16 protein-coding genes and 1 pseudogene are annotated in these 25,342 nt (G+C 63.1%); 11 read left to right on the top strand and 6 right to left on the bottom strand.

The genetic code is table 11. The features are described 5' to 3' along the window. The first annotated feature begins 24 nt into the window (after nt 1-24). Nucleotides 25-1,269 (top strand): serine hydrolase, encoded by a 1,245-nt coding sequence (locus P0Y64_03420; GenBank protein ID WEK43892.1) that lies wholly within the window; start codon nt 25-27, stop codon nt 1,267-1,269. 64 nt (nt 1,270-1,333) lie between these two features. Here P0Y64_03420 and P0Y64_03415 read toward each other — a convergent pair whose 3' ends face one another. Next, nucleotides 1,334-2,131, bottom strand: coding sequence for a methyltransferase (locus tag P0Y64_03415; protein ID WEK43891.1), 798 nt, complete (start codon nt 2,129-2,131; stop codon nt 1,334-1,336). Between the two features lie 155 nt (nt 2,132-2,286). On the opposite strand from P0Y64_03415, the gene P0Y64_03410 reads away from it, so the two are divergent. Continuing rightward, nucleotides 2,287-3,477, top strand: coding sequence for a cytochrome P450 (locus tag P0Y64_03410; protein WEK43890.1), 1,191 nt, complete (start codon nt 2,287-2,289; stop codon nt 3,475-3,477). Between the two features lie 42 nt (nt 3,478-3,519). Here the strand turns inward: P0Y64_03410 and P0Y64_03405 are convergent, their stop codons facing one another. After that, nucleotides 3,520-5,973, bottom strand: a complete 2,454-nt coding sequence (locus tag P0Y64_03405; protein ID WEK43889.1) for a zinc-dependent metalloprotease — start codon at nt 5,971-5,973, stop codon at nt 3,520-3,522. 72 nt (nt 5,974-6,045) lie between these two features. Between P0Y64_03405 and P0Y64_03400 the strand changes: the two genes are divergently transcribed. From P0Y64_03400 to P0Y64_03390, 3 genes are all read left to right on the top strand, one after another. After that, nucleotides 6,046-7,227, top strand: coding sequence for an FUSC family protein (locus P0Y64_03400; GenBank protein WEK43888.1), 1,182 nt, complete (start codon nt 6,046-6,048; stop codon nt 7,225-7,227). A 256-nt stretch (nt 7,228-7,483) separates the two neighbouring features. Continuing rightward, entirely contained in the window at nt 7,484-8,740 is a 1,257-nt protein-coding gene (locus P0Y64_03395) for an MFS transporter (protein ID WEK43887.1), read from the top strand. Nucleotides 8,741-8,845: 105 nt separating this feature from the next. Further along, nucleotides 8,846-9,826, top strand: a complete 981-nt coding sequence (locus P0Y64_03390) for a TIM44-like domain-containing protein (protein ID WEK43886.1) — start codon at nt 8,846-8,848, stop codon at nt 9,824-9,826. A 112-nt stretch (nt 9,827-9,938) separates the two neighbouring features. On the opposite strand, the gene P0Y64_03385 is transcribed toward P0Y64_03390, so the two are convergent. After that, nucleotides 9,939-10,334, bottom strand: coding sequence for a polyketide cyclase (locus P0Y64_03385; protein WEK43885.1), 396 nt, complete (start codon nt 10,332-10,334; stop codon nt 9,939-9,941). Nucleotides 10,335-10,678: 344 nt separating this feature from the next. Between P0Y64_03385 and P0Y64_03380 the strand changes: the two genes are divergently transcribed. The 3 genes from P0Y64_03380 (at nt 10,679) to P0Y64_03370 (ending at nt 14,771) form a co-directional block, all read left to right on the top strand. Continuing rightward, entirely contained in the window at nt 10,679-13,672 is a 2,994-nt protein-coding gene (locus P0Y64_03380) for a TonB-dependent receptor (protein WEK43884.1), read from the top strand. A 255-nt stretch (nt 13,673-13,927) separates the two neighbouring features. Continuing rightward, nucleotides 13,928-14,242 (top strand): metalloregulator ArsR/SmtB family transcription factor, encoded by a 315-nt coding sequence (locus P0Y64_03375; GenBank protein WEK43883.1) that lies wholly within the window; start codon nt 13,928-13,930, stop codon nt 14,240-14,242. 4 nt (nt 14,243-14,246) lie between these two features. After that, complete coding sequence (locus P0Y64_03370; GenBank protein WEK43882.1) at nt 14,247-14,771, top strand: rhodanese family protein; 525 nt, start codon at nt 14,247-14,249, stop codon at nt 14,769-14,771. A gap of 247 nt (nt 14,772-15,018) precedes the next feature. Here P0Y64_03370 and P0Y64_03365 read toward each other — a convergent pair whose 3' ends face one another. Beyond that, the gene (locus P0Y64_03365) at nt 15,019-15,891 is read right to left on the bottom strand and encodes an OmpA family protein (protein ID WEK43881.1); all 873 of its coding nucleotides are present in this window, start codon (nt 15,889-15,891) and stop codon (nt 15,019-15,021) included. A 398-nt stretch (nt 15,892-16,289) separates the two neighbouring features. On the opposite strand from P0Y64_03365, the gene P0Y64_03360 reads away from it, so the two are divergent. Both P0Y64_03360 and P0Y64_03355 read left to right on the top strand, forming a co-directional pair. After that, a complete protein-coding gene (locus tag P0Y64_03360; protein WEK43880.1) occupies nt 16,290-16,967 on the top strand; it encodes a nitroreductase in 678 nt (225 codons plus the stop codon). A gap of 73 nt (nt 16,968-17,040) precedes the next feature. Then, nucleotides 17,041-18,753 carry a class I adenylate-forming enzyme family protein gene (locus P0Y64_03355; protein WEK43879.1) on the top strand — a complete coding sequence of 571 codons (1,713 nt, stop codon included), beginning with the start codon at nt 17,041-17,043 and terminating at the stop codon, nt 18,751-18,753. A 130-nt stretch (nt 18,754-18,883) separates the two neighbouring features. Here the strand turns inward: P0Y64_03355 and P0Y64_03350 are convergent. After that, nucleotides 18,884-19,588 (bottom strand): annotated as a pseudogene (locus P0Y64_03350) (TonB-dependent receptor). 585 nt (nt 19,589-20,173) lie between these two features. Next, nucleotides 20,174-21,241: a hypothetical protein gene (locus P0Y64_03345; GenBank protein ID WEK43878.1), complete on the bottom strand. Its 1,068-nt coding sequence runs from the start codon at nt 21,239-21,241 to the stop codon at nt 20,174-20,176. Nucleotides 21,242-21,971: 730 nt separating this feature from the next. On the opposite strand from P0Y64_03345, the gene P0Y64_03340 reads away from it, so the two are divergent. After that, a complete protein-coding gene (locus P0Y64_03340; GenBank protein WEK43877.1) occupies nt 21,972-24,839 on the top strand; it encodes a TonB-dependent receptor in 2,868 nt (955 codons plus the stop codon). Nucleotides 24,840-25,342 lie beyond the last annotated feature (503 nt).

Genomic DNA, 25,342 nt, shown 5'->3' with positions numbered 1-25,342 from the left:
TCTACCCCGCGATAAGGACGAGCGATGCTGAAGAAAACGCCTGAAAAATACGGCTTCGACGCCACCCGCCTTAATCGGATCGATGCATTTCTGAAGGATCGCTATCTCGATACGGGGAAGCTGCCGAACGCCCAGCTATTGATCAGCCGCGACGGCGAGATCGTGCATTTCTCCAGCCAGGGAGCGGCGTGCGAAGGGTCGGCCAAGCCGATCGACGAGGGTTCGATCTTCCGCATTGCGAGCATGACGAAGCCCGTCACCTCGATCGCGTTCATGATGCTGGTGGAGGAAGGCAGCGTTGCGCTCGACACGCCGGTGCATCACGTCCTGCCGGAGTTTGCGGATACCGGGGTCTATAATGGTGGCGGCGGCAGCGTGCCGTTTCTGCCGACGACGCCGATGGCGGAGCCGATGCGGATGATCGATCTGCTGCGGCACACCTCGGGGCTGACCTATGGCTTTCAGAACCGCGGTAACGTCGATGCGGCCTATCGTGCGGAGAAGGTCGACGCCGACAGGGTCGACAATTGGTACGGCGGCAATGATCTTGACGGGTGGGTGGCGGAACTGGCCAGGCAGCCGCTCGAATTCTCGCCGGGTGCGGCGTGGAATTATTCGGTGTCGACCGATGTGCTGGGCGCGGTCATCCAGCGCGTGTCCGGCTTGCCGCTGGACCGGTATTTCGCGGAAAAGATCTTCAAGCCGCTGAAGATGGACGACACCGGCTTCGTCGTGCCCGCAAGCAAGGCGGACCGGTTGACCGATTGCTATAATTGGGCCGGGCCGGCGCAGGGCCGCGTGATATACGATCGTGCGGAAAGCAGCATGTGGCGGGCCACGCCGACGCTGTTTTCAGGCGGTGGCGGCCTCGTATCCACCGCGCTGGACTATCATCGTTTTTGCCAGATGTGCGCCAATGGCGGCGAACTGGATGGCGCCCGCATCCTCGGTCGCAAGACGCTCGATCTGATGACGATGAACCACCTGCCGGGGAAATCCGATTTGTCGAGCATGTCGCGATCGATGTTCAGCGAAACGCAGAATGCCGGCACCGGCTTCGGCCTCGGCTTCGCGGTGACGCAGGATCTGGCGCGCGCGATGATCCCGGGAACGGCGGGGGAATATTATTGGGGCGGAATCTTCTCGACGTCGTTCTTCGTCGATCCGGTCGAGCGGATGCACATGGTGTTCATGACGCAATTGAGCCCATCGTCGCTTTATCCGATCCGCCGCGAGCTGAAGACGCTGATCTATTCCGCGCTGACCTGAGGGTGCAGGTGGGCGCCTTGCCGCAGGCGCCCACCCGATTCCTCTTATGTGACGATGGCGCGTTTCAGCGCGGTTTGACGAATTTGAGCGTCATACGATCGCTCTCACCGATCGCGGCGTAACGCGCGCGATCCTTGTCCTTTTCGGCGTAGCTCGGCGGCAGCGTCCAGACGCCGCCCGGATAATCGTGCGTATCCTTGGGGTTGGCGTTGACCTTGCTTTCGCCCGCGAACTTGAAACCCGCCTTCGTCGCATAAGCGATCACCGACGAGCGTTTCATATAGCCGCTCTTGCCCTCTTCGACGCCGACCTGATCCTCGGGCAAATGATGTTCCTCGACACCAAGCACGCCGCCCGGTTTCAGCATGGCGAACATCTGATCGAACGCGGCCTGTGTCTGATCGGTCGCGCCGAAGCGCCAATTATGGACGTTGCGGAAGGTGAGGACCACGTCGGCGGTGCCGTTGGGAACCCCGGCCTGCCCGGCTGCTGCGGGGAAGGTCGCGTGGCGCAGGCCTTTGTAAACCGACGGATGCGCGGTCGCGAGCGCACGCACGCCGTTCAGGCCCTTGTCGTTGGCCGCCGCCGCGTAAAGCACGCCGCGCTTCATCACATAGGGCGCCAGAATCTCGGTATACCATCCACCGGACGGCCAGATCTCTACGACGGTGTCGGTCGGCTTGACGCCGAAGAAGGCGAGCGTTTCGGCCGGATGGCGATAGCGATCGCGGGCAATATTGGCCGTCGTGCGGCTCGGTGCCTTCACCGCCGCGAGTAATGCCGACGATGGCGCGGGCTCGGCGGCCATCGCCATCGCGGGCAGGAGGGCAAGGGCAAGTGAAGCAAAAGCAGGTGCACGCATAAATTCTCTCCCGGATGTTCCCGCAAGCCTAGCGGCACGCCGCGCCGCCCGTCCAGATGCGCCTGAAAACGTCTTTGTTCTTTCGATAATTTGACAGTCAGCCTGACCGATGTAATATGTTAGGTAACTAAATATATCGTGGCTGGAGAGGGTTGATGAACGCACCCCTTAAGATCGATCCGCTGTCCCCGGAATTCCGGCGCAACAGCATCGCGATTTACCAACAGCTCCTGCAAACCCAGCCGATTACCGCACTGGATGGCGGCAGGTATCTGCTTTGCGGCTATCATGATGTGAAACGCGCGCTCACCGATCTCGAAGCATTCCGTCGTCCGATCGAAGCCTCTATCGCGCGCAGAGAGCCCGGCAGTATGTCCGAGGCGTTTGCGCGCAACAATATGATCGGCCTCAATCCGCCCGATAACACGCGATACCGTCGCGCAATGGCGCGCGCTTTCGCGCCCCGGCGCGTCGAGCAACTGATGCCGGCGATGCAAAAAAGCTGCGACCGGCTGATCGATCAGATGCTGGAAAAGGGCGAATGCGATTTCATCCATGATTTCGCCCTGCCGCTGCCCGTGGCGATCATCTGCCAGATGCTGAACATCCCGCTGGAAGACGAGCATCTGTTTGCCGGCTGGTCGGCCGCCATGCTTGTCGGCCTCGAGCTGTCGGCCGATCCGAATGGACTGGCCGCTGCGGACAAGGCGACCGCGGATTTATACAAATATCTCGAAGAGATCGTGGCCGGTCGACGGAAAAGCCCCGGCGACGATCTGATTTCCACGCTCATCGAGGCGGCCGACGCGGAGAAAATCAGGCCCGAAGAGGTCATCTGGGGTTCCATAACCCTGCTCGTCGCGGGTCATGAAACCACCACCCATCTGCTCGGCAATGGTATGCTCGCGCTGATCCGCAATCCCGATCAGCTGCAATTGCTGCGCGACACGCCCACGCTCGCCGAGAATGCCGTCGAGGAATTCCTGCGTTACGATCCGTCAGTCTATGTGCTGTTTCGGGAAACGTCGGAAAACGTCGCCTTTGGCACGACAAATATTCCCAAGGGCGCCTTCCTGATTCTGTCGCTGGCGGCCGCCAATCGCGATCCATCGGTGTTCGCCGATCCGGATCGGCTGGATATCACCCGTGACAATGCCAAACAGCATCTCGCTTTTGGCGCGGGATTCCATTTGTGCCTTGGTCAGGCAGTCGCGCGGCTGGAGGGGCGAATTGCCTTTGAAACGCTCGTCCGGCGGGTCGGTACGATCGAGTTATCCGGCGAACCGACACCCCGCGATGGCCTGATGTTCACGGGCTATCACAAGATGCCGGTACGCCTGCGCTAATTGCCCCTTTGTCGGACGTGTTGAGAGGCCAGGGCGAGAAGCTCACCTCAGAGTCGCGACGTCCATCCAATCGTCTTCGCCGCCGCCGATCGGGTCGCCGGGCGGGATCGTGCTGGTGCGCGGCTGTTCGGCGACGAGCTTCTCGAGCGCGCGCGGATCATCGAGGCGGCGCGCCAGATCGCCCGCCCAGTCGGCGTCCGCGCCGCGCCGCTGCGCGAGTTGCTCGGCGATCCGCCGCAACCGCGCGTTGATCGTGCCCGCGACCTCGGGGCTGGTCTTCGGCCGGTGCGCGACCTGCGCGAGCGTGACGATGGTACGATAGGCGATGCGTCGCTGGAGCGTATCGGTTTGCGCGGGAAGCGTCGCGGTGAGCAGCCGGTCGAGCAGTTCATCCAGCCCGAGCGCGCCAGGATCGGCGGCATGCTGAACGACAATTCGTTGCAGCCGGCTCGGCGCGAGCAGCGTGTTGAGCGTCACCTCAGCCGCGACGTCCGCCGCGATCAGCGGATCGAACACCGGGCCGCCGGCGGTCGCGAACAGCTCGATGTCATATTGGCGATTGTCGCTGCCGTTGCGCGCCGCGGATAGCAGCGGCGGCAATGACGGCGGCACGCGCAACTGATCGGGCGCGAGCGTCGTGAGCAGCGCGGAAAGCGCGGCGCGCTGGCGCTCGGCAGCGACCGGCATCGCCGCCTCACGCCCGTCCCCGGAGACGGCATAGGAGAAATCCACCCCGCCGACCGACTTGGCGGCGGCAACCACCTGATAGCGGTGCAACAGCCACACCGGCACGAACCGCCGACGCAGATTGGCGACAGGTTCGCCCGCGCCGAGGTTCGCCAGCCCGAAACGATCGATCGCCGCACGTCGCACTTGCATCAGCCGGGTGAGTTCCACGGTCGGATCGGCGCCGTCGTCCCACAACGCGCCCCATGGCTGCGCGGTATCGGGCGCGCGGGCGTTGTCATCGGGCACGTATCGCAGCCCGGCCGCGACAGCAGCGGTGGCGCGCGCATCGGCCTTTGCATCGTCGCCATAGAGCCAGCCCACCGTGGCCACATCCCATTTGCCCACGCCCGTGCCGTAAGCGTCGGACAGATCGGGCTTGCCGCCGACCAGCGCGATGCGCGGCGCGGGATAGTCCATCACCGAGGCGCGATCCTGCGTGCTGGCGGCGAAATTGTGCGCGAAGCCGAGCGAATGGCCAACCTCATGCGCGCCCAATTGGCTTAGCCGGGCGAGCGCGACGCGGATTGGATCGTTCGGGCTGCCATCCCCCATCGACGCAGCGCCGACCAACCCTTCGAATATCTGGATATCCTGCCGTGCGCGCAGCGAGCCGAGCACGACCATGCCCTTGACGATTTCTCCGGTGCGGGGATCGACGATTTCCTGCCCATAAGACCAGCCGCGCGTCGCGCGATCGACCCAATTGACGATATTGTAGCGCACATCCATCGGGTCCGCGCCCTCTGGGAGCAGCTCGCCCCGGAAGGCATCGATATAACCGGCGTCGTCGAACGCCTGCCCCCACCAGTTGATGCCTTTCAGCAGCGCGCTGCGGATCGGCTCGGGCGTGTCGCGATCGAGATAGAAGACGATCGGCTTCTTGACGCGGGAACGCGCCGCGCCGGGATCGACCTTTTCGAGCCGGAACCGGTTGGCGAGATCGCGCACTGCATCGGTGCCGAGCGGCGCGGCGAAATCCACCACCTGCGTTGAAAAGCCGCCGATCCGTGGATCGAAGGCACGCGGCACAAAGCCCGGGCCGGGCAGTCGCACGAAGCTGTGGTGCACGGTGAAGCTGACATTGTGCGGATCGGGAACGATATTCTCGACCTCGTCACCCGGCTTGTCGGACGCGAAGGTCTGGATCGCGTCGATCTCGATATTGTCGGGGAAGACCTTGACCGAGCCGGGATCGGCCGCGCTGCGCTTGTCATCGAGGCGGAACGCCTTGCCCGCGCCCTGCGCCTCGCCGGCGACGATCGCGCTGCTTTCCTGATTGAGCGACTTGGCGATGCCGAGCGTGTCCTGCGCGAGGAAGGGCGCGATGTCGATCACCAGCGCGCCGCCGGGCAGCCGTTCCACGATGTCGCCCATCCACACGGTCGAAATACCGAAATCGCCGCGATTGGCACGCGCGCCGGCAGCGCGAAAACGCGGATTCTCGAACTGGAGCGCAACCTTCTTGCCGATCGGGCGGAAGGCGAGAATGCGCCCCTCGCTCACGCGCCCGCGATCGAGGAAGGTGGGTGCCGAGCCGAGCCCGGTGCGCAGCGCGGTCGTATAGAGGAGCCGCGCCGATGCGCCGTCCGCAGCCGGAGCGGGAAGCGTAAGCAGGATGCGGCCACCGGCCTTGTCGACATGCACCGCGAGCAGGCCGTCACGCGCCTCGCTGCCACGGAAGGCATCGATTGTGGCGGTTGGAGCTGGCGCGGCGGCGGCAAGGGGTGCTGCGACGAACAAAATCGCCAGTCCAAAGGGTCGGATCAAACATGCCTCCAGCGTTTAGAAACGCGATGATGGCGGCAATCGCGCGGGGCGGCAAGGCGGCGGGGGAGCCTGATGACGTTCGTGTCGGCAATCGCGCCATTGGCCATCCCGCCACGGGCCATTATTGCCGATCGGGTGACATTGCCGACCTCCGCCATTCGGTCTCGCATCGCCGCGCAGGCGCGTGCTCTGGTGACGCCGGGGCCACGATTGCTGGACGAGGTGGAGTGTATCCTCTCCGTCCTGCTTGCGATCCTGTTCGCGCATCTGCTGGGCGCGCGGAATGTGAGCTGGGCGGCGTTCTCCGGCTATATGGTGATGCGCAGCCATCTGTCGGAAAGCCTGACGCGGGGCGCGTTGCGCATCGTCGGCACCGGGCTCGGCGCGGCGATCGCGTTGATCGTGATCCCGATCGCGGCGCGCTCCACGCCGCTTGCCTCGATCGCCGCCGCATTGATCGGCGGCGCATCGCTCTATGGCGCGTTAACCGGCAAGCGCGCTTATGCGTGGCTGTTCGTCGGCCTGACGTTCGAGATGATCCTGCTCGACAGTATCGAGCACCCCGGACGGATCTTGAACGAGTTCGCCGAGACGCGGCTGCTGGAGGTGGTGGCTGGCACGGCCGCCTGCCTGATCGTCAATCTGATCTCACAAGTGAGCGCCCGGCGACGCTGGCCGGCGGGCACCAGCCCGGCGCCGCAATTGCCCGGCGGCTGGCATCCGCATGCCGCGCGCCATGCCGGTCAGGCGGCGCTGGCATTGGCGCTGCTCCCATGGCTGTGGAGCTGGGCGCGCATTCCCGAACTCGCCCAAAGCGCGGTGACCATCATGGCGGTGATGCTGGTGCCGATATCGAGCATGGGCGCGGGCGGCTTTGCGACGGTGAGCCGGCGTATCATCCATCGGATAGCCGGTTGTCTCGCCGGTGCGATGCTCGCCGGTGCGGTGCTGCTCATCGCGCAGGGAAACCCGTCGGTGCTGATCGCCGGGACGATGCTCGGGGTGCTGCTCGGCCGCCATATCGAGAATGGGAAGACCGGACTTGCCTATATCGGCACGCAATTCACGCTGGCGATTCTCGTGACGCTGGTGCCAGACAGTTATGCCGATGCCGCGATGGCGCCGGCATGGGATCGGCTGGTCGGCATCCTGATCGGCATGGCGCTGCTCGAGCCGGTGCTGTTCGCCTGGCACCTGTTGCGACCGGGTGCGCGCGGCCACGCCGCAACATCGACAGGCTCGCTCGACGCCTGATCGGCGCTGCCGTCGCGCTTACCGTCACGCCGCCGCCGGTTTTCCGTTTGGCGGTGGATCGTCGCCTGCGCTATCGGGTGCAAGTGGGGAGCGCGGGGAGGCGGAAAGGGCGTGGAATGACGGCCGGATCGCTGGATTGGCCATGCCGCGCGTGCGCTTCGGGCGCATGAGCACGAACGGGCCGTTCGGCGCGAGGCTGGTTGTCCCGGGAACGGGGCCGGAAACGCAACGCACGGCATCGCAACCGGCACCCCGCATGTCCAGGCGATCGATCGCGATCGCCGCGCTGTCGACCATCGTCGAATGGTATGATTTCACGCTCTATCTCTATTTCGCGACGGTTCTGTCGCGGACCTTCTTCGGCGGCGGAAGTGCGGCGCTGGGCGAAGTGCTGGCGGGGTTTGCGGTCGCCTATCTGATGCGCCCGCTCGGCGCGATCGTCTTCGGTCATATCGGGGATCGTCACGGCCGCAGGCTGACGATGCTGTTGTCGATGGCGATGATGACGGCCGCGATGCTCGCGACGGCGTTGTTGCCCACTTATGCGCAGATCGGTCCATTGGCCGGCGCGCTGCTGCTCCTGCTGCGCTGTTTCATGGCGTTCTCGGTTGGCGGCGAATATACGGGCGTGGTCGCCTATTTGCTGGAGGGGGCGCCGCCGGAACGACGCGGCTTCGTCACGTCGCTGGCATCGGCGGCGAGCGAGGTCGGTGGATTGCTGGCGGTCGGCCTTTCCGCGCTAACCGTCGCGTCAATGGACCGGGCAAGCCTTGATCTATGGGGCTGGCGCATCCCGTTCCTGATCGGCGCGGGGCTGGCCGCCCTGATCCTGCTGGCGCGCTCGACGCTTGAGGAATCGCCGGATTTCATCAGGCAACGCGTCGCCGCCAGCATACCCCGGCGGCCGCTGCTGCTCAGTCTGCGACAGCATCGCCCCGCGATCGCCCGCGGCTTCGCGATATCGGCGCTGGGATCGATCACTTATTATGTCGGGATCACCTATGTTCCGAGCTTCATGACCAGCGTCAGCGCAATGAGCGAAGCGGAGGCGCTGTGGCTTTCCACGATGGCGGCGGCGGTGGTGATCCTCGTCACGCCCTTTGTTGGCCTCCTCGCGGACCGGTTGGGGCGAAAGCCGTTGTTGCTGACGCTCGCGCTTGCCGGCGTCATCCTGCCGATCCTCACCTTCTTCCTGATGGCGCAGGGAATATTCTGGATGGCGCTGCTCGGCGCGATCGTGCTCGCCGCGCTGGGCGGCGCGGTCAGCGCCGTCGGGGCCGTCGCGACTGCTGAGCAGTTTCCGGGGGAGGGGCGGCTAAGCGGCCTTGCCTTTGGCGCGACCACCGCCACCGCGTTGTTCGGTGGTCTCACGCCCTATCTCGCGCATCTGCTGATCGGGCGCACCGGCTCTCCGCTGGTGCCGGGCATCATGATCGCGGTTGTGGCGCTTTGTGTGCTGCCGGTCTTGCGCGGACTGCCCGAGGTCGCGCGTGCGGTTGAGGGGGCACGCTGAAACCCGGATGCTGAGTGTCGAATTGTGTCTGAAGCGAATCCGACTTTGCAGCGGATTGGAAGCGGTGCTTTACGCACCTATATCAGCGCCCCAAGGAGATAGGTTGTGAAGAAGAAGTCGGCCCGCGTTATGGCTATGACCATGGTGGCGTTGAGCCTGTCGAGCGTTGTCGCCACGGCGGCTGACGCGCGACGGGGCGGCAGCTTCGGCAGTCGCGGTTCGCGGACCTATGCCGCGCCACGCCAGACGGACAGCTCGCCACGCTATGTGCCGCCGGTCGAGCGCTCCATGGCGCCGCGCTCGCCGACGCAGGCGAGCCCCGGTTACAATCCGGCCGCCAGCCAGAATCAGGCCGTTCGCCCAGGAGGCAGTCGTTTCGGCGGCTTCGGCGGCGGGCTGCTCGGCGGCCTCATTGCGGGGGGATTGATCGGTCATTTCTTCGGCGGCGGCTGGGGGCAGGGCGGTGGCGGGCTGTTCGCAGCGCTGATCCAGATCGCGCTGATCGGCGGCTTGCTGTGGCTGGTGATCGGCTTTTTCCGGCGTCGGCGGCAATCGCAGGTCGCGCCGGCGATGGTCGGGAACGTCAGCGGGTTCAGCCCGTCGCCATCGCCAGCGCACCCATGGGGCGGCGTCGCGCCGCAGCCCCAGTTCCAGTCCCAGCCAATGGCGGAGCAGGGCGTGGATCTCGCGATCACGGGGGCTGACCAACAGGATTTCGAGCGGCTGCTCGTCGAAGTGCAGGATGCTTTCGGGCGTGAGGATTATGCGCGGCTGCGCCAGCTCACTACGCCGGAGATCATGTCCTATCTCTCCGAGGAATTGAGCCAGAACGCGACGCACGGGCTGCGTAACGACGTGACCGACACACGCCTGATCGACGGCGAGGTTTCCGAAGCCTGGAGCGAGGCGGGGACGGATTACGCGACAATCGCGATGCGCTACGAAAGCCGCGATGTGATGCGCGATCGCGGCACCGGCGCACTCGCCGAAGGCGCGCGGGATGGCATCAGCGAAACGCTGGAATATTGGACCTTCGTGCGCGGGGTGGACGGCGTCTGGAAATTGACGGCGATTCAGGAGGCCTGATCGCGCCCTTCGTGTTGCGCCGCGCCCTTTCTTTCGGAACGGCGCGGCGTACTTAGCGCACCGGAAGGACGCGCCTCTCTGAAGCGCGTCTCATCGCATTCGAAAACGCCGCCTAGCGCCTCACCAACGCCTTCAATGTCTTGAGATCGCGGTTGACCCATCGGGCATCGGCCGCGAACTTTTCATCGTCCATGTCCGGCTGCCGGAACAGCGTCAGCATCACCTCCGCGCCATCGCCATTGGCCACGATGCGCAGCGGCACGTGAACCTCCGTTCCATCGCCAATCTCTACCCAATGATCCATTACGCCAAAGGTATTGTGCGGCGTGAACCGGATCCGGATCGGGCCTTCCGGACCGTCCGCCAGCCAAATCTCATGTTCCTGCCGCAGGTTCGATTGCGCCAGTCCGGAGGCCCATTTCGGGAAGAATTCCGGACGCCAGATCCGCTCATATAAAGCCTGCCATTCGTGGTTGATCGAAACGCTGAAAGTACGCGCGGGCAGCATGATTTCTCCGATTGTCGGGCAATGAGCGGACCGATTGTAGCGAGAAAATCACCGAAGTCGCGCGCAGATCCGTTTCGGCGAACGCTCTGCGCCGCGTCGACGCGGCGGCAACGCGCCCAAAAAGGGGCGGTTCGTGAAACCCTAAAGCAGGTATTTCGGCCGTGGAGCGCTCGACGCGAAGCTGTACGTTGAGACAGCAATGTTGCCGTGGTGTAACATGGGCGACACATGGCGGATACAAAATGGCCGATCCGTAACCTTCCTCTTGTCGCTTTTTCCCTCTCCGGCACAAGGAGGTGTGCCGCCCCGATTCAATATTACCGGGCGGCAAAGAGGGGGAATTAATGAAACTACGACTAGACATTATGCGATCGTGCGCGCTTGCCGTTTTGGCATCGGGCATCTGCGCGGTTTCCGCGTCGCCTGTGTTGGCGCAAGAGGCTGGAGGCACCGCGGGGGGCGCGGCGACTGACCTGACCGATATCGTCGTCACCGGATCACGCATCGCTCGCCCGGACCTGGAAAATGCCAGCCCGGTGAGTGTGATCTCCGCGGCCGATATCCAGCTTCGCCAACCGGCTACCGCTGAAGAACTGCTGCGCGATATGCCGGCGCTGCGTCCGAACATCGGCCCGGGCGTCAATAACGGCTCGGACGGTTCGGCCACGCTGGAACTGCGCGGCATCGGTGCCCAGCGCACCCTCGTGCTGCTCGATGGCCGCCGTCTCGTGCCGTTCGGTCTCGATGGCCTGACTGACACCAACAACATCCCGGTCGCGCTGATCGAGCGTGTCGACACCCTGACGGGTGGCGCATCCTCGACCTATGGCGCGGACGCGGTTGCCGGCGTCGTCAACTTCATCACGAAGCGCGATTTCAAGGGCATCACCGCCTCCACCAGCTATCGCGTTTCCGAGAAGGGCGATGCGACCCGCTTCAAGGGTGACATCACCGTCGGCGCGTCGTTTGACGACAATCGCGGCAACGTGGTGCTGAGCGTCGGCTATACCAAGGCCGATCCGCTGGCGACCACTGCACGCAGCATCGGTGCCTATCCGATCAGTTCGGCCACCGGGACTTTCTCTGGCGCCGCAGCGGCGCAGGTAACGATCTTCGGCCTGCCGAGCACCTCAGCGCTTGGGGTGGGCAAAAGTGATTTTGGCGCAGTGGTGAATCCCACGACTGGTCTGCTCCAGGCGGCTGTGGCTTCCGACACGTATAACACGAACATCGGCACCTATTTCCAGACGCCGTTGGATCGTATCAACGTTTATGCGTCCAGCCGCTATGAAATCGGCAGCGGCGTCGAATTCTATTCGACCGCGATGTTTACCCGCAACGTTGTCCGACTCCAGCTCGCGTCGTCGGGCACGTTCAGCAATACTTACCAGCTGGCGCTTAATAACCCATACATTCCTACGGGTATTCTGAATCAGCTCTGCGGCGCATATAGCATCTCCGCTGCCGATTGTGCGACAGCCGCTGCGGTAAAGGGCGGCCCAGGCACCACTGGTTATCGCGAAATTGCGGTTCAGCCTCAGCGTCGTATCACCGAAATGGGGCCGCGCGGCAACAACATCGAATCACAGATGTTCCAGGTTGTCGGTGGCTTCCGCGGCTCGATCACCGATTCGCTGCGCTATGACGTTTCCGCGCAATATGGTGAGACGACGCAGAACCAGACGCGCGAGCATTGGGGTTCGTTCAGCAAGGTCCAGCAGGCACTGCGTTCGTACAAGAACGCCGCCGGCCAGCTGGTCTGCGCCGATACGAGCAACGGCTGCGTTCCGCTCAACCTGTTCGGCCCGAATGGCAGCATTACGCCGGATCAGGTGGCGTTCATCGATCTGAACGCGCTGATCAACCGCAAGGTGCAGCAGACGGTCGTCACCGGCAGCATCACCGGCGATCTGTTCACCGTTCCGTTCGCCGATCACAAGATCGGCTTCGCGGTTGGCGGCGAATATCGCAAGATCACCGCGCGTACCCAGCCGGACAACCCGTCGCAGATCCAGGGCGAAGTCCTTGGCACCGGCGCACGTACTCCGGCAGATGTCGGCGCATACAGCGTTAAGGAAGTGTTCGCCGAAATCAAGGCGCCGCTGGTGGAAAACAAGCCGTTCTTCTACCGCCTGACGGCCGAAGCGGGCATCCGCTATTCGGATTACACCACGACGGGCGGCAGCACGACGTGGAAGGCTGGCGGCACCTGGGAACCCTATCAGGGCTTCAAGTTCCGCGGCACCTACACGGTCGCGGTGCGCTCGCCGAACATCCAGGAACTGTATCAGTCGCCGGTGCAGAGCCTGGGCAACCTGACCCAGGATTTCTGTCAGGGTACACTTCCGGTCGGGAATCCGAAATTGACCGCGTTGTGCGTTGCGACCGGTGCTCCGGCTGCGGCAATCGGATCGATTGCCAAGCCGACATCGAACCAGATCAACACCACGACTTCGGGCAACCGCGACCTCAACGTGGAGCGAGCACGCACCTATACGCTGGGTGCGGCGATCACGCCGTCGTTCCTGCCGGGCTTCTCGCTGACCGCGGATTATTTCCACATCCGCATCCGTGACGCGATCACCCAGCCGGCGCAGGCCGACATTCTGAACGGCTGCTACTCGACGGCACTCAATCCGTCGCTGACGTACAATTCGTTCTGTCAGCTCATCAAGCGTAACCCGCTGACGGGCAGCTTGAACGGGGCGGGCGAAACGCCCGGCGTGATCCTCACCTATTCCAACCTCGGTGTGATCGAAACCGCAGGATGGGATTTCGGCATCTCGCAGCGCGCGCGGATGGACGATCTTGGTATCAACGTGCCGGGTAATCTGACGATCAACTTCAACGCGACGTTGCTCGACTATTACCACTTCCAGGCCAACCCGAACTCGATCAACCGCGACTGCACGGGCTACTACAGCTCCGGTGGCTGCACCAATCCGCGCGCGAAGTGGCGTTGGAACAGCCGTGTTGGTTACGGCACCGACAAGTTCGATGTCTCGCTGATCTGGTCGCATGTCAGCCGCGTGTCGCTCGAGCCGTCTCTTCCGGCGCGTCTGCCGGGCAATGTCCCGCAGCCGGGTGGTCCGGCGATCGGCTCGATCAAGGAGGCGTTTACCCACATCCCGGCGTACGACTATTTCGATCTGGCCGGGCGCGTGAGCCCGACCGACAACGTGGAGCTGACGCTGACGGTCAACAACCTGTTCAACAAGCAGCCGCCGCTCGTCGGCAACGGCGTTGGCGGGACGACCTACAACGGCGGCAACACCTTCCCGACCATCTATGATGTGATCGGGCGGTCGTTCACCATCGGTGCGCGTCTGAAGTTCTGATCGGCGACGATCTGATCAACTCCAACGGGAGCGTCGAGCAATCGGCGCTCCCTTTTTTTGTTCCGCATCCGGGCGTGGCGGCAGTTTGCCCCATCCCCGTCGACCGCTCCGACCGGCCGAGCAAATAGCTGATCATATTGATGGGTTCGTCAAAGAAGGCTGCGATCGCCGGATTGTCGGACATCGCGATCTCCAATGCCTTGACCATATATTATCAAATACTAAATTAGTAATTATTAATGGAGTATGCGTCCGATGCCGATCCCCCCGCTGGACCTCGCGACCTTCGAGGCGAAGGCCGCGGAGGTTGCCGCGTTGCTCAAGGCCATCGGCAATGCCCGCCGCCTGATGCTGCTGTGCAAGCTGGTGGAGCATCGCGAAAGGTCGGTGAGCGATCTCGCGCATGATGTCGCGTTGTCGCAATCGGCCTGTTCGCAACATCTTGCGCGGATGCGGGACGAGGGGCTCGTCGCCTTCCGCCGCGAAAGCCAGACGCTCTGGTATCGGATCGCCGATCCGCGAACCGAGGCGCTGATGGCCCGTCTCTACGAACTTTATTGCAAGGATTGACGGCATGATGATCGAGACGATCCCTCCCGCCGAAGCGCGCCGGCTGGTCGAGCAGGGCGCGACGCTGATCGATATTCGCGATGCAGATGAATATGCGCGCGAGAAGATCCCGGGCGCGGTGAATGTACCACTCGCACGGATCGGCGAAGTTCCGGCCGAACCGCTGGTGTTTCACTGTCGTTCGGGCATACGAACGCAGGCCAATGCCGCCGCGCTTGCGGCTGCCGCTGCCGGCGCGCCGTGCCATCTGCTCGCGGGCGGCATCGATGCGTGGCGAACGGCCGGGCTGCCGACCAAGATCGATCGCGCGCAACCGCTGGAACTGATGCGACAGGTGCAGCTTGTCGCCGGCGGTCTCATCCTGCTCGGGGTGGTGCTCGGCTTTCTCGTCGCGCCCGCCTTGTTCGGCTTGTCCGCCTTGTCCGCCTTTGTCGGCGCGGGGCTGATGACGGCGGGGGCGACGGGATGGTGCGGGATGGCGCGGCTGTTGCGCGTCATGCCGTGGAACCGCGTAGGTCACGCGGCCTGAGAAGCCGCCTCAGATCGCGCTATTCGAGGGTCTTCCACCACGGCAAATGTCAGCGCCGGTCGGATTCCAGGCCAGCGGGGGGCGGAGAGAAGGGTCAAAAAATGTGTCCGCGCGGAGTCGCGGCGCCTGATCGGCGGGACGGCGGACATGGGGTCGGGAGCGAATTGCTCCGTCCCGACCCCATTGCGGAAATTCTTTCGAATATCCGAATGCTTAGTCTCGGCGGCCTAAACCCGCCGAGTGCAATTCACATCCCGTCGACGCTTTTGCTAACCAGGATATTCACCGCGACGCGGCGGTTCTGTGCCTTGCCTTCGGGGGTATCGTTGCTCGCCATCGGATCGGCCTTGGCCATCCCCGTCGGGGTGAGCATGCGATAGGGTTTCCAGCCGCAGGCCTGCTGGAGATAATTGATCACGCGGTTGGCGCGCTTTTCGCTAAGCTGCTGATTGAAATCGTCGCCGCCGGTCGAATCCGTGTAGCCGACAACCAGGATCAGCGCGTTTTCCGTCGCTTCTGCGGTGCTCGCGGTCGAACAGAGTTCGGCCTTGTCCGCACCGGACAGCACCGCTTTGCCGGTATCGAAGTGCACGTTGGTGGTGCCCTTGATGTTATATTTGTCGATATCGCCCAAGCGTCCGCGCAGCGACTCCGTTGCGGCGGTCTGTTCGTCAAAGCGTTGATCCGTTGCGTTCCGGATCATCGAAGCGGTCTTTAAGTCATTGTTCCGAAATGTGATCTGGCTTGCCACCAGATCGCCGCCGGCTTGCAACGTTTTAACAGTCACCGGCAGCCCGTTGAGCAGCGAATCCGCGGCGAGTTTGCTGCGGCCACCGAACAGACCTCCTCCGGCCTTGATCCGCGTGGCATCGTTGACGGCAACAACCACACTGTTGCCGTCCGTGGTCTTCACCTTCAGCTTGTCGCCATGACGCGCGGAGATGACGCCTTTGACCTCGGGCCCCGGGGTCATCGCCGACGCATCGGGCGCGGGCACGCCGGTTACGACGACATTGGAATCGGATGGGCTCTCCTGCTGTGCAAACACGCTACCCGATACAGAGATGGCCAATATGGCAAGCGGGAAGCAAACTCTTGGACTTTTGGAAATGGTGCGCATCGAGCGTCTCCCTTTAAACTGACCCCGTTGAGTCTCGCGTGTTCAGATCAACCTTTCTCGCGCATGAACGCTCCCGGTGTAACCATCGGCTGAGCGGACAATTCGAGTGCACGTTGCGGCGAACCGATCCGATCATCACACCTGAGCAGCCGTTTTTTCTGTTTTGTTCGGTGCAACGGTGCGTGTCGCGGTGTGGAGTCGGCGGGGAGGAGATCGACCGATTGCGAACTCATCCCGGTGGCCCATCAGGCGCTCCCGCTGGTGCCGTTGTGCGCCAGGGAGAGATTGACAAAGGCCGGCGCGGCACGGATCACTTCGACAATTAAGGGAATCGACTTAATCGGAGGGAGTATCGTCACGCGCTATCTGTCCGAACCTGCGATCCGCGAGGCCAAGTGATGCTATTTGACGAAGTCGTGATTGGGCGCCGGAGCATTCGTGGATACAAACCGGATCCCGTGCCCAGGCCGCTGATCGAGGAAATCATCGCGCTCGCCACGCGCGCGCCTTCTTCGATGAACACGCAGCCATGGAATTTCTACGTGATCACCGGCGAGCCGCTCGATCGCATTCGCCAGGGCAACAGCGAGCGCATGGCCGCCGGCGTGCCGCAATCGCGCGAGTTCCGTACCGGGCAGGCGTTCGCGGGCCCGCACCGCGAGCGTCAGGTGGACGTCGCCAAGCAATTGTTCGGCGCGATGGGCATCGCGCGCGACGATCAAGCACGGCGAAGCGATTGGGTGATGCGCGGCTTTCGCCAGTTCGATGCGCCGGTGTGCATTATCGTCACTTACGATCGCGCGCTTGATGGCAGCGACGATACGCCGTTCGATTGCGGCGCGGTGACCAATGCGCTGGTCACCGCGGCCTGGTCGCGCGGGCTTGGTTCGGTCATCAACAGTCAGGGCATCATGCAGTCGCCGGTCGTGCGGGAACATGCCAACATCCCTGACGATCAGGTGATCCTGAAGAGCATCGCGCTGGGCTGGCCGGATGACGACTTTCCCGCCAACGCCGTGGTGTCGAACCGAAAGCGGGTGGACGAGGCGGCGGTATTCGTGGGTTTCGACACATAGCGACCCAGTGGTTTCGCGGCATTCGGCAGAAGCGATCGCAATAGTTCGCACTGCCCAAGGAAGAGGATGAGGAATGCATTACGCTGAGCTTCTGCAGGCCCGACGCGAGCTGACCGGGCCGGGCGGCGTGTTTGAAATTGTTGAGCGGGAAGTGCTGGGCCATCGCCTGCGCACATACAAAAACGCACCGATCTCGGTGCGCGATCTATGGCTCGGCACCGCACAGTTCGGCGAGCGTCCCTATCTGGTCTATCACGATGAGCGTCTGACCTATCGCGACGCGCATGAGCGGGTGAATGCTGTCGCCGCCTGGCTGTGGGCGCAGGGGGTTCGGCCCGGTGACCGGGTCGCGATCGCGATGCGCAATTATCCCGAATGGCTGCTGGCCTATTGGGCGTGCGTATCGATCGGTGTCGCCGCGGTCGGCATGAACGCGTGGTGGACCAGCGAGGAGATGGCCTATGCGCTCGCCGACTCCCAGCCCAAGGTGTTGTTCGTCGATGCCGAGCGCCTCGCCCGGCTGCGCGAGCGGCCAGAGCTGTCGCCGGCGATCCATCTCGTAGCGGTTCGCCTGTCGGATGCTGAACTGGCCGTAGCACCCGATGTCACGCCATGGGCACGCGTCATCGCGCATGGTGGCGCCATGCCGGAAGTGTCGGTCGATCCGGACGATGACGCGTGCATCTTCTATACTTCGGGAACGACCGGCTTTCCGAAGGGCGCGCAGCTTACGCATCGCGGTTGCCTCACCAACCTGTTCAACATCATGTTTGCCGCCGCGTCGACCGCGCTGGCAGTGGAGCGCGCCACCGGCGCCGCGCCGCCCGCAGCACCGCCGGCGCCGCCGGTTACGCTGCTGACGACGCCGCTGTTCCACGTCACCGCCAATAATTGCGGTACATATGCGACGACCGCGGCGGGCGGCACGCTGGTGCTGATGTATCGCTGGGATGCGGGCGAGGCGCTGCGGCTGATCGAGCGCGAGAAGGTGAGTGCGATGAGCGGCGTTCCAACGATGGCGCGCGAACTCATCAGCCATCCCGATTTCGCGACGACGGACACCTCCAGCCTGATTTCACTCGCTGGCGGCGGCGCGCAGGTGCCGCCCGATCTCGTCCACAAGATCGAGGCGCAGGTGAGCACGGCACGGCCGAGCACCGGCTATGGCATGACGGAGACGTGCGGCATCATCACCTCGGTCGCCGGCGATTTCTTCGTGGACAAGCCCGACAGCGCCGGGCCGGCAATGCCGAGCTTCGAGATCAAGTGCGTGGATGATGACGGGAATACGGTGCCGCTGGGTGCCGTCGGCGAACTGTGGGTCAAGGGCGCCGCCGTCATCAAGGGGTACATCAACCGCCCGGAGGCGAGCGCTGCCGCGATCACCGATGGCTGGCTGCACACCGGAGACATCGCGCGGATCGACGAGGACAACTTCATCTTCATCGTCGACCGCAAGAAGGACATGGTCCTGCGCGGCGGCGAGAATGTTTACAGCGCGGAGGTGGAGGCGGGGCTCTATCGCCACCCGGCGATCGCCGAATGCTGCGTGTTCGGCGTTCCCGACGAGCGATTGGGCGAAGAGGTCGCGGCGGCCGTCGTGCTGAAGCAGGGCGAGCGGCTTACTGCTGATGCGTTGCGGCACCATTGTTCGACGGTGATGGCGAAGCACAAGGTGCCGCGTCACATTTGGCTGCTGGACGAAGCGCTGCCACGCAACGCCAGCGGCAAATTTCTCAAGCGGGAATTGCGCGACCGGTTGATACCAAGTTTATCGGAAGCCTGATCCCATCGGCGTCGGCTGGATCTCGCGAGCGGATTTGCGCCGCTCAGGCGATATATGCCCCGGCTTTGCGCGCGATCACTAACGGAAGGCGGCATGTGAATATCGATCCACATGCCGCCATTCCCGGCTGTCACCAGTTCAGGCCGGCGCGCACATAAACGTAACGCCCGTTGAAGCCGAACGGCGAGTAGAACGGAAAGGCCACCACGCCATTCGAGCTGAGCGTGGCAGGCGAGCGATCCGGATAGACGTCGAACAGGTTGTTCACGCCGATGCCGATCTGCGCGCCCTTGGGGGCCTGATAGCGCAGTTCGAGATCGGTGATCGCATGACGGCCGGTGTTGATATCCGCCGCCGGCGTCGAGCCCGGTTGATTGACGTTGCCGTAATAGGTGACCCGCGCCATCGCGCCGAGCTTGTCGAGCGACCAGTCGAGCGTTCCGGTCACCTTTTCACCCGGCGTGCCCTGTTCGATCGTCAACAGGCGGGCGCGCGCAAACAGGTTCGCCGCCGGGATGAGGCTGCCCGTCACGCCGGTGAAGTTGCGTTCCACCGCGATCTTGTTGACGTTGCCCGCCAGCGTGAAATCGAACGCGCCTGCCGCGGGGGTGTTCAGCCGATAGTGCGCGACCGCATCGATGCCCTGCGTGGTGGAACGCAGGCCGTTGATGAAGAAGCGTGCCGAGCCGCTCGCGCCGACGAGCGGGGTCAGCAATGCCTGGACCTGCGGATTGAGCGTTGCGGAAATATTCTCCGACAGGGCAAGCTGGTCGCGGATCTTGATATAATAACCGTCCACCGTCAGCTGGAGGCCGCCGTAGCGGATCACCGTGCCGGCGGGATTGTCGGGTCGCTTTAAGCGAAGGTTACCCGCCAGGCAGCTAATCAACCGGCCCACGCCGCTCGTGTTACGGGGGTGGAGGTCTAGACCCATAGGGTGGTCCATCGTCAAACTGGCGGACCTCGGTCAATTCAACCTGACATTTGTACGTCGCCAAATGACCAAAATTGCCTGGTTGCCACGCCACCCGACCCGCGCCTTCAAACCAATACTCCCCATATAGGCGCGGGTCCCGCTGCTTTATGATCTGGATAACCTGATCAGAAGCGCGTTTGGAGAACTCGACCCAACAACCGTCCTCAGGAAAACCCGCGACGCATTGCGCACGCGGCACGTTGCAGAGGAACATCGCGCTTGTTTCGAAACCCCCGAGATAGACGCCCTTGAGCGGGGCCACCGGCCAATAGGCTGGCTTGGATTGGTCTTGCTGCATTACGGGCCGATCAGGCGGCGCCTTCGAGCAACTAGCGAGGCATAGCGGTAAGAAGAGGCCGAGCATCGCAGTCGCGTACTGGGCGGATTTTGTCCGCGGCGCTGATCCGTCGCCTTTCGATATCCGCAGCTTATCAGCCATCGGCATCAACCACACATGTTGCGGGTGGCGGCAACCGCATCATCCGCGCACGGCACCCCGAAAATATCAATAATCTCATTATCCCCTTTGACCTGGGCTGTCCGCAGCGAGATCCAGACGCGCCGACCGATGCGTTCCACGATGAACGCATCAAGGACGACGTTGCGAGGAATTTCTCGATAGATCCGCAGTGTGATCGGCGTGGTCCCTACCAGCCGGCGCGGCGTAACAATCAGATTGCCGAGGCAGTCGAATATCATCTCGGTGAATGGCTGCCATCCGTGGATGACCATGGCTACTACGGAGGTGCCGCCAAGCAGTGCGATCATGCCAAGCCGGACGAGCACCGACACCCAATCGCTTGCGGTCGCCATGGCATGCACGGTGAGCGAACCGTAGCCGAAGAATATGACGGCAGCCCCGGCGAGGGCGATACGGCGCATAGGTGAGATCGCGCGCAAACCCTGTCGCCCCTTCCACAAGATAGCTTCGGTCGGACCAAGATCTGCGGGTTTCCCGGCGGCCTGAAGCGCCTTGTCATCTACCGCGACGCCGATCGTGCGCAGCGCGCTCGCCAACTTTCTGGCCTGAGTGCGCGATATCCGAAAGGAGAGGATTCCGACGTCGCCCACACCAAAGCGCACGCGAGGGCCCAGTTGGGTCTGCTCGAATCTTGCGGGCGAAAGTTCACTGGGTTGCAAACAGACGACCTGCCCCTGCTTGCGGCAGATCAATCCGTCATTGGTCGGAATGTACCGGCGCCGATAGGCGCGCCAGACCGGCAGCGCGAACGCGAGGATCAACATCCCTGTCGGCAGAGCGAGATTAGCGAAAATCCCTCCCCGGCCGGGATGTTCGAACGTCGTAAAAACTCGTCCGAAGACACGGAGCCGAGTTTGCAGCCCCGTCTCGCGGGCCTTTGTAAGGATGAGCGCATAAGCTGCGATGAACGATCCGGCCAGCAGCATATGAAAGATGAAGGGTTTGATGATCTCCGCGAGCGAAAACCCTGACCACCGCACTGGTCTGACGACAGCTTCGCTCCTCCCGTCTTTTTCGATTAACCACGCCATCATGTATCGATCTGACAGGAGAGTGTGCGCTCGGCGACCAGGCGTTGAAGCGGATCAACTTTCCTGTCCCAAAGTCAGCCGCCCCCGGTCATCACGCCGCGCATCATGAACAAACGACAGGTTTCGGGGCCGTGCCTCATCGGACTGAATGGCCGCAATGAGGCGCATAGGAGCCCGGCTGGGATGAACGCCGTGAGGCGATGACCTTGTGTAAGGCCACGCGGCAGCCAGCGACTCAAGTCCGACCGTTCCGGGTGCGATCGCCTAATGGCCGCTACTGACAGAAGAAGCCGTTCGCATCAGCAATGGCACGGAGCCTCGGGTTCACGCCGCTGTGCATCTGTCATCGTCCACCCCAGCCTTGCGGCGGCTCGTGGGAAAATTTCGCCGCAAACGTGCCATCTGTTCGCCCGTCAGCCAGTACAGATGCTTGTCACCAGTGTCCTTATAGAGCCGGATCAGATCACGCCCCCGGCAACATCAATTGGCCCTGGCCATGAGCGTTGAATGCAATGCTAATTTTGCCACTCATCTGCTCATCCACCACTTTGGCGAAGTAGAGGAGGGGTCACGACCATCTCTTCTAAAAAGGTGCAGCAATTTTACCATAGTAGCGAACAAATCGAAAAGCCCCACTTGTTCTCCGGAGCAACCTGGATAGCCTTGGAGCGACAAGAAGAACCGTCGCGGCAAGGCATCGCGCGGTCAGAATAAAGAGGGGAAATCAGTCATGAGGACATCCAGATTCCATTGGCTTGCCGGCGCTGCCATTGCGTCGTTCTCGACAACTGTGATTGCGGCGCCCGCTGCAGCGCAATCGACGGGGGCTTCAGCGCCGGACAATGTGACGCAGAGCGCCGAAGTCGTCGTCACCGGCTCGCGCATCCGTCGCGACCCACTCGATCAGGCGTCACCCGTCGTCAGCGTCGATAGCGAGGCGATTGCCAGGACCGGGCTTTCCTCGGTGGCCGACGTGCTCCAGCGCTTGCCGAGTTCGTCGGGCGGCCTCAACACCCGGTTCAACAACAGCGGCAACCTCGGTAACCCGCCCGACGGGGGCGGGGTGGGCGCGGGTTCGTCGACCATCGACCTGCGCTATCTTGGCGCCAAGCGCACGCTCGTGCTGGTCGACGGTCTTCGCTACGTCAGCGGCGCGGCGGCGAGCGGCATTCCCAATTCGGTCGACCTGAACTCGATCCCGGACGGCATGATCGAGCGGATCGAGGTGCTGCAATCGGGCGCTTCGCCGCTCTACGGCTCGGACGCTATCGCCGGCGTTGTCAATATCATCACCAAGGCCCGGCAGGACGGGTTCAAGGCCTCGGCACAGGTCGGCTCGTTCCGGCAGGGCGATGGCGAAACCCAGAATTACCAGATGAGTTACGGCACCGGAAAAGACGGGGTCAACATCGTCGCGGGTGTGAACTACATCAAACAGGGCTCGGTAAGCGCGCGCGACCGCGCGATTTCGCAATATCCCAATCCCGGGCAAACGAGTTGCTCGGACCCGATCGGCGGATGCAGTGGCGCGACCCCGCTCGGCCGATTCGACGTCGACGGCAAAGATCTTACGCTGCGCGGTCCAGTGGTGGGCCGCAAACCGGTGTACGATCCGACACTGGTCGGGGGCGATTACAAGAATTTCACTTCAGCTGACCGCTTCAACTTCGCGCCGTTCAACTATTTCGAGACGCCCAGCGAGCGCTATGGCGGCTTCCTCAACGCGCGCGCCGAGTTCAGCGACGCCCTCAATTTGCGGGTGAAGCTGGTCTACAACCATCGCCGCTCACAGAATCAGGCGGCATTCCTGCCACTGTTCGTTGGGCCCGACGCGGGCAATGGCAATCTGCTCGACACGATCTCGATCGACGCGACCAACCCTTATAATCCGTTTGGGACGCTGAATTCGGGCACCAATGGGCAACCCGCGACCTACAGCTTCATCGCCCGGCGGCTGGTCGAGGCCGGGCAGCGTACCTACACGCAGACCGTCGACACCTTCAGCATTACCGGCACGCTCGACGGCAAGTTCCGCCTGTTCGGCCATAACTGGTATTGGGATGCCAACGCCGTCCTGGGGCTCAACGACGCGCACCAGCTGTTCACCGGCAATATCAACGCCGCGAAGCTTGCGCAGGCATTGGGGCCTGTCTCGCAGTGCACCGGCCCATGCGTTCCGTTCAATATCTTCGGCGGGATCGGCTCGGTCACCCCGGCGATGCTCGCCTTCGTCGGCTTTGACGAGCGCGATCGCAGTCGCCAGCGGCTCAATGATTATGAGCTCAACCTTTCGGGCGCGCTGTTCGATCTGCCCGGCGGCCCCTTGGGCATCGCACTCGGCTACGAACATCGGGCCCAATATGGCAGCTTCACCCCGGATGCGGTGATCCAGGCCGGGCTCGGCGCCGATATTCCGGCACAGGCGGCGAGTGGCCGGTTTACGGTCGACGAGGTCTATGGCGAATTGCGCGCGCCGCTGCTCAAGGATGTTCCCGGCTTCAAACTGCTCGAGCTAAGCGGTGCGGCGCGCCATTCGAATTATTCCTCTTTCGGTGGCAATACCACGCTGACCGGCGGCGCGCAGTGGAAGCCGGTCGCCGACCTCCTGCTGCGTGGTTCCTATGCCGAAAGCCTGCGCGCACCGAGCATCGGCGAGCTGTATGGCGCGCTTTCGCGGTTCGACGTGCCGCTGTCGGATCCGTGCACCAATGTCGTGGGATCGCTCTACCAGACCTCGGCGACGGTGCGCACGAACTGCACCGCCAACGGCGTTCCCGCCAATGGCAGCTATGCAGAACCGCAGGGCGGGCAGCTGCCGGTGCTGACCGGCGGCAATCCCGATCTGAAGCCCGAAACCGCGCGCACGATCTTGTTCGGCGGGGTTTATAGCCCTGACTGGGCGCGGCGTGGCGCGATGCGCGCGGTGAGCCTTGAGGTCAATTATTACGATATCCAGCTCAAGGGCGCGATCGCCTCGATCGACGCAAGCGTGCTGCTCAACCGCTGCGCGCAATTGGGCGACGCGCTAAGCTGCGCCGCGGTGCGACGCACGCCCAACGGCTTCATCTCGGCGATCAACGGCGTGCTGCTCAACACCGGTACGATCCGCACCCGAGGCATCGACGCGACGCTCATCTTGCGCAGTGCCGATACCAGCGCGGGCGCTTTCGGGCTCAGCCTCAGCGGCAACGTGCTGCTGAAATATGCCGAAGGCGTGCCGGCTACCACCGGCACCACGACCACGAGCTATCTCGGCACTGAACGCGGCAGCCCCGACCAGGCCTATCCGCACTTTAAGGGTACCGGCGTGTTCGATTGGTCGCTCGGTCCTGTTTCGGCATCGGTCACCGGGCGCTACATCGACGCCGTAACCGAAATCCAGAACGGCACGCGGCTGGGCAGCCGCTTCTACACCGACCTTCAGTTGCAGTTCCGCCCGACGTTCATGGACAGCCGCTTCGCGTTAACATTGGGGGTCAACAACCTGCTTAACGTCAACCCGCCGGGTTGCTTCAGCTGCAGCCTCAACAATTACGACCCGACGACTTATGATGTCCCGGGGCAGTTCGGTTACCTCCGACTTTCCTATCGGATGTAACCGATCAAGAAAGCGGTTCCCACAGGGCGGGTGATGCTGAGCATAACCCGCCCGATCCGCTCCCTTCAGGGCGGTCCAAAATCAATGTTGATTTGGACCCTGAATGAAAGAATGGATGGCATCGAGAAAGTACACGGCCGAGGAGATCATCGGGAAGTTGCGTGAGGCCGAGATTGCACAGGTGCAGGGAGGGACGGTTGCGAATGCGTGGCGGCGGATTGGCACCTGTCAATCGAGCAGCAACGTCCGCTCAGGCAGAAGCCGCCAGATGAGCCGTTCGCTGAAACCGGCGGGAAAGTCCCCATGGCGGTCCTTCCAAGCCGCGCCGCAACCCTCGCGATCGAATGGCCGACTTGAGGGCGCGTAGCCGTCACCCGGCCGCGTCGCCGACTTAACGTCGGCTCACGACCCCATTTGCGGCCGTATCTGCACCTTTGAGCGGACCCCAAGAACGGTCGGGCGGCTTCTCCCGTTCGGCCCGAATTTTCGACTAGGTTGTAGTA

This window comes from Candidatus Sphingomonas colombiensis (assembly GCA_029202845.1).
Taxonomy (GTDB): Bacteria; Pseudomonadota; Alphaproteobacteria; order Sphingomonadales; family Sphingomonadaceae; genus Sphingomonas; species Sphingomonas colombiensis.
The sequence above is the reverse complement of the archived record's forward strand: the minus strand, read 5'-3'. Positions and strand labels throughout refer to the sequence as shown.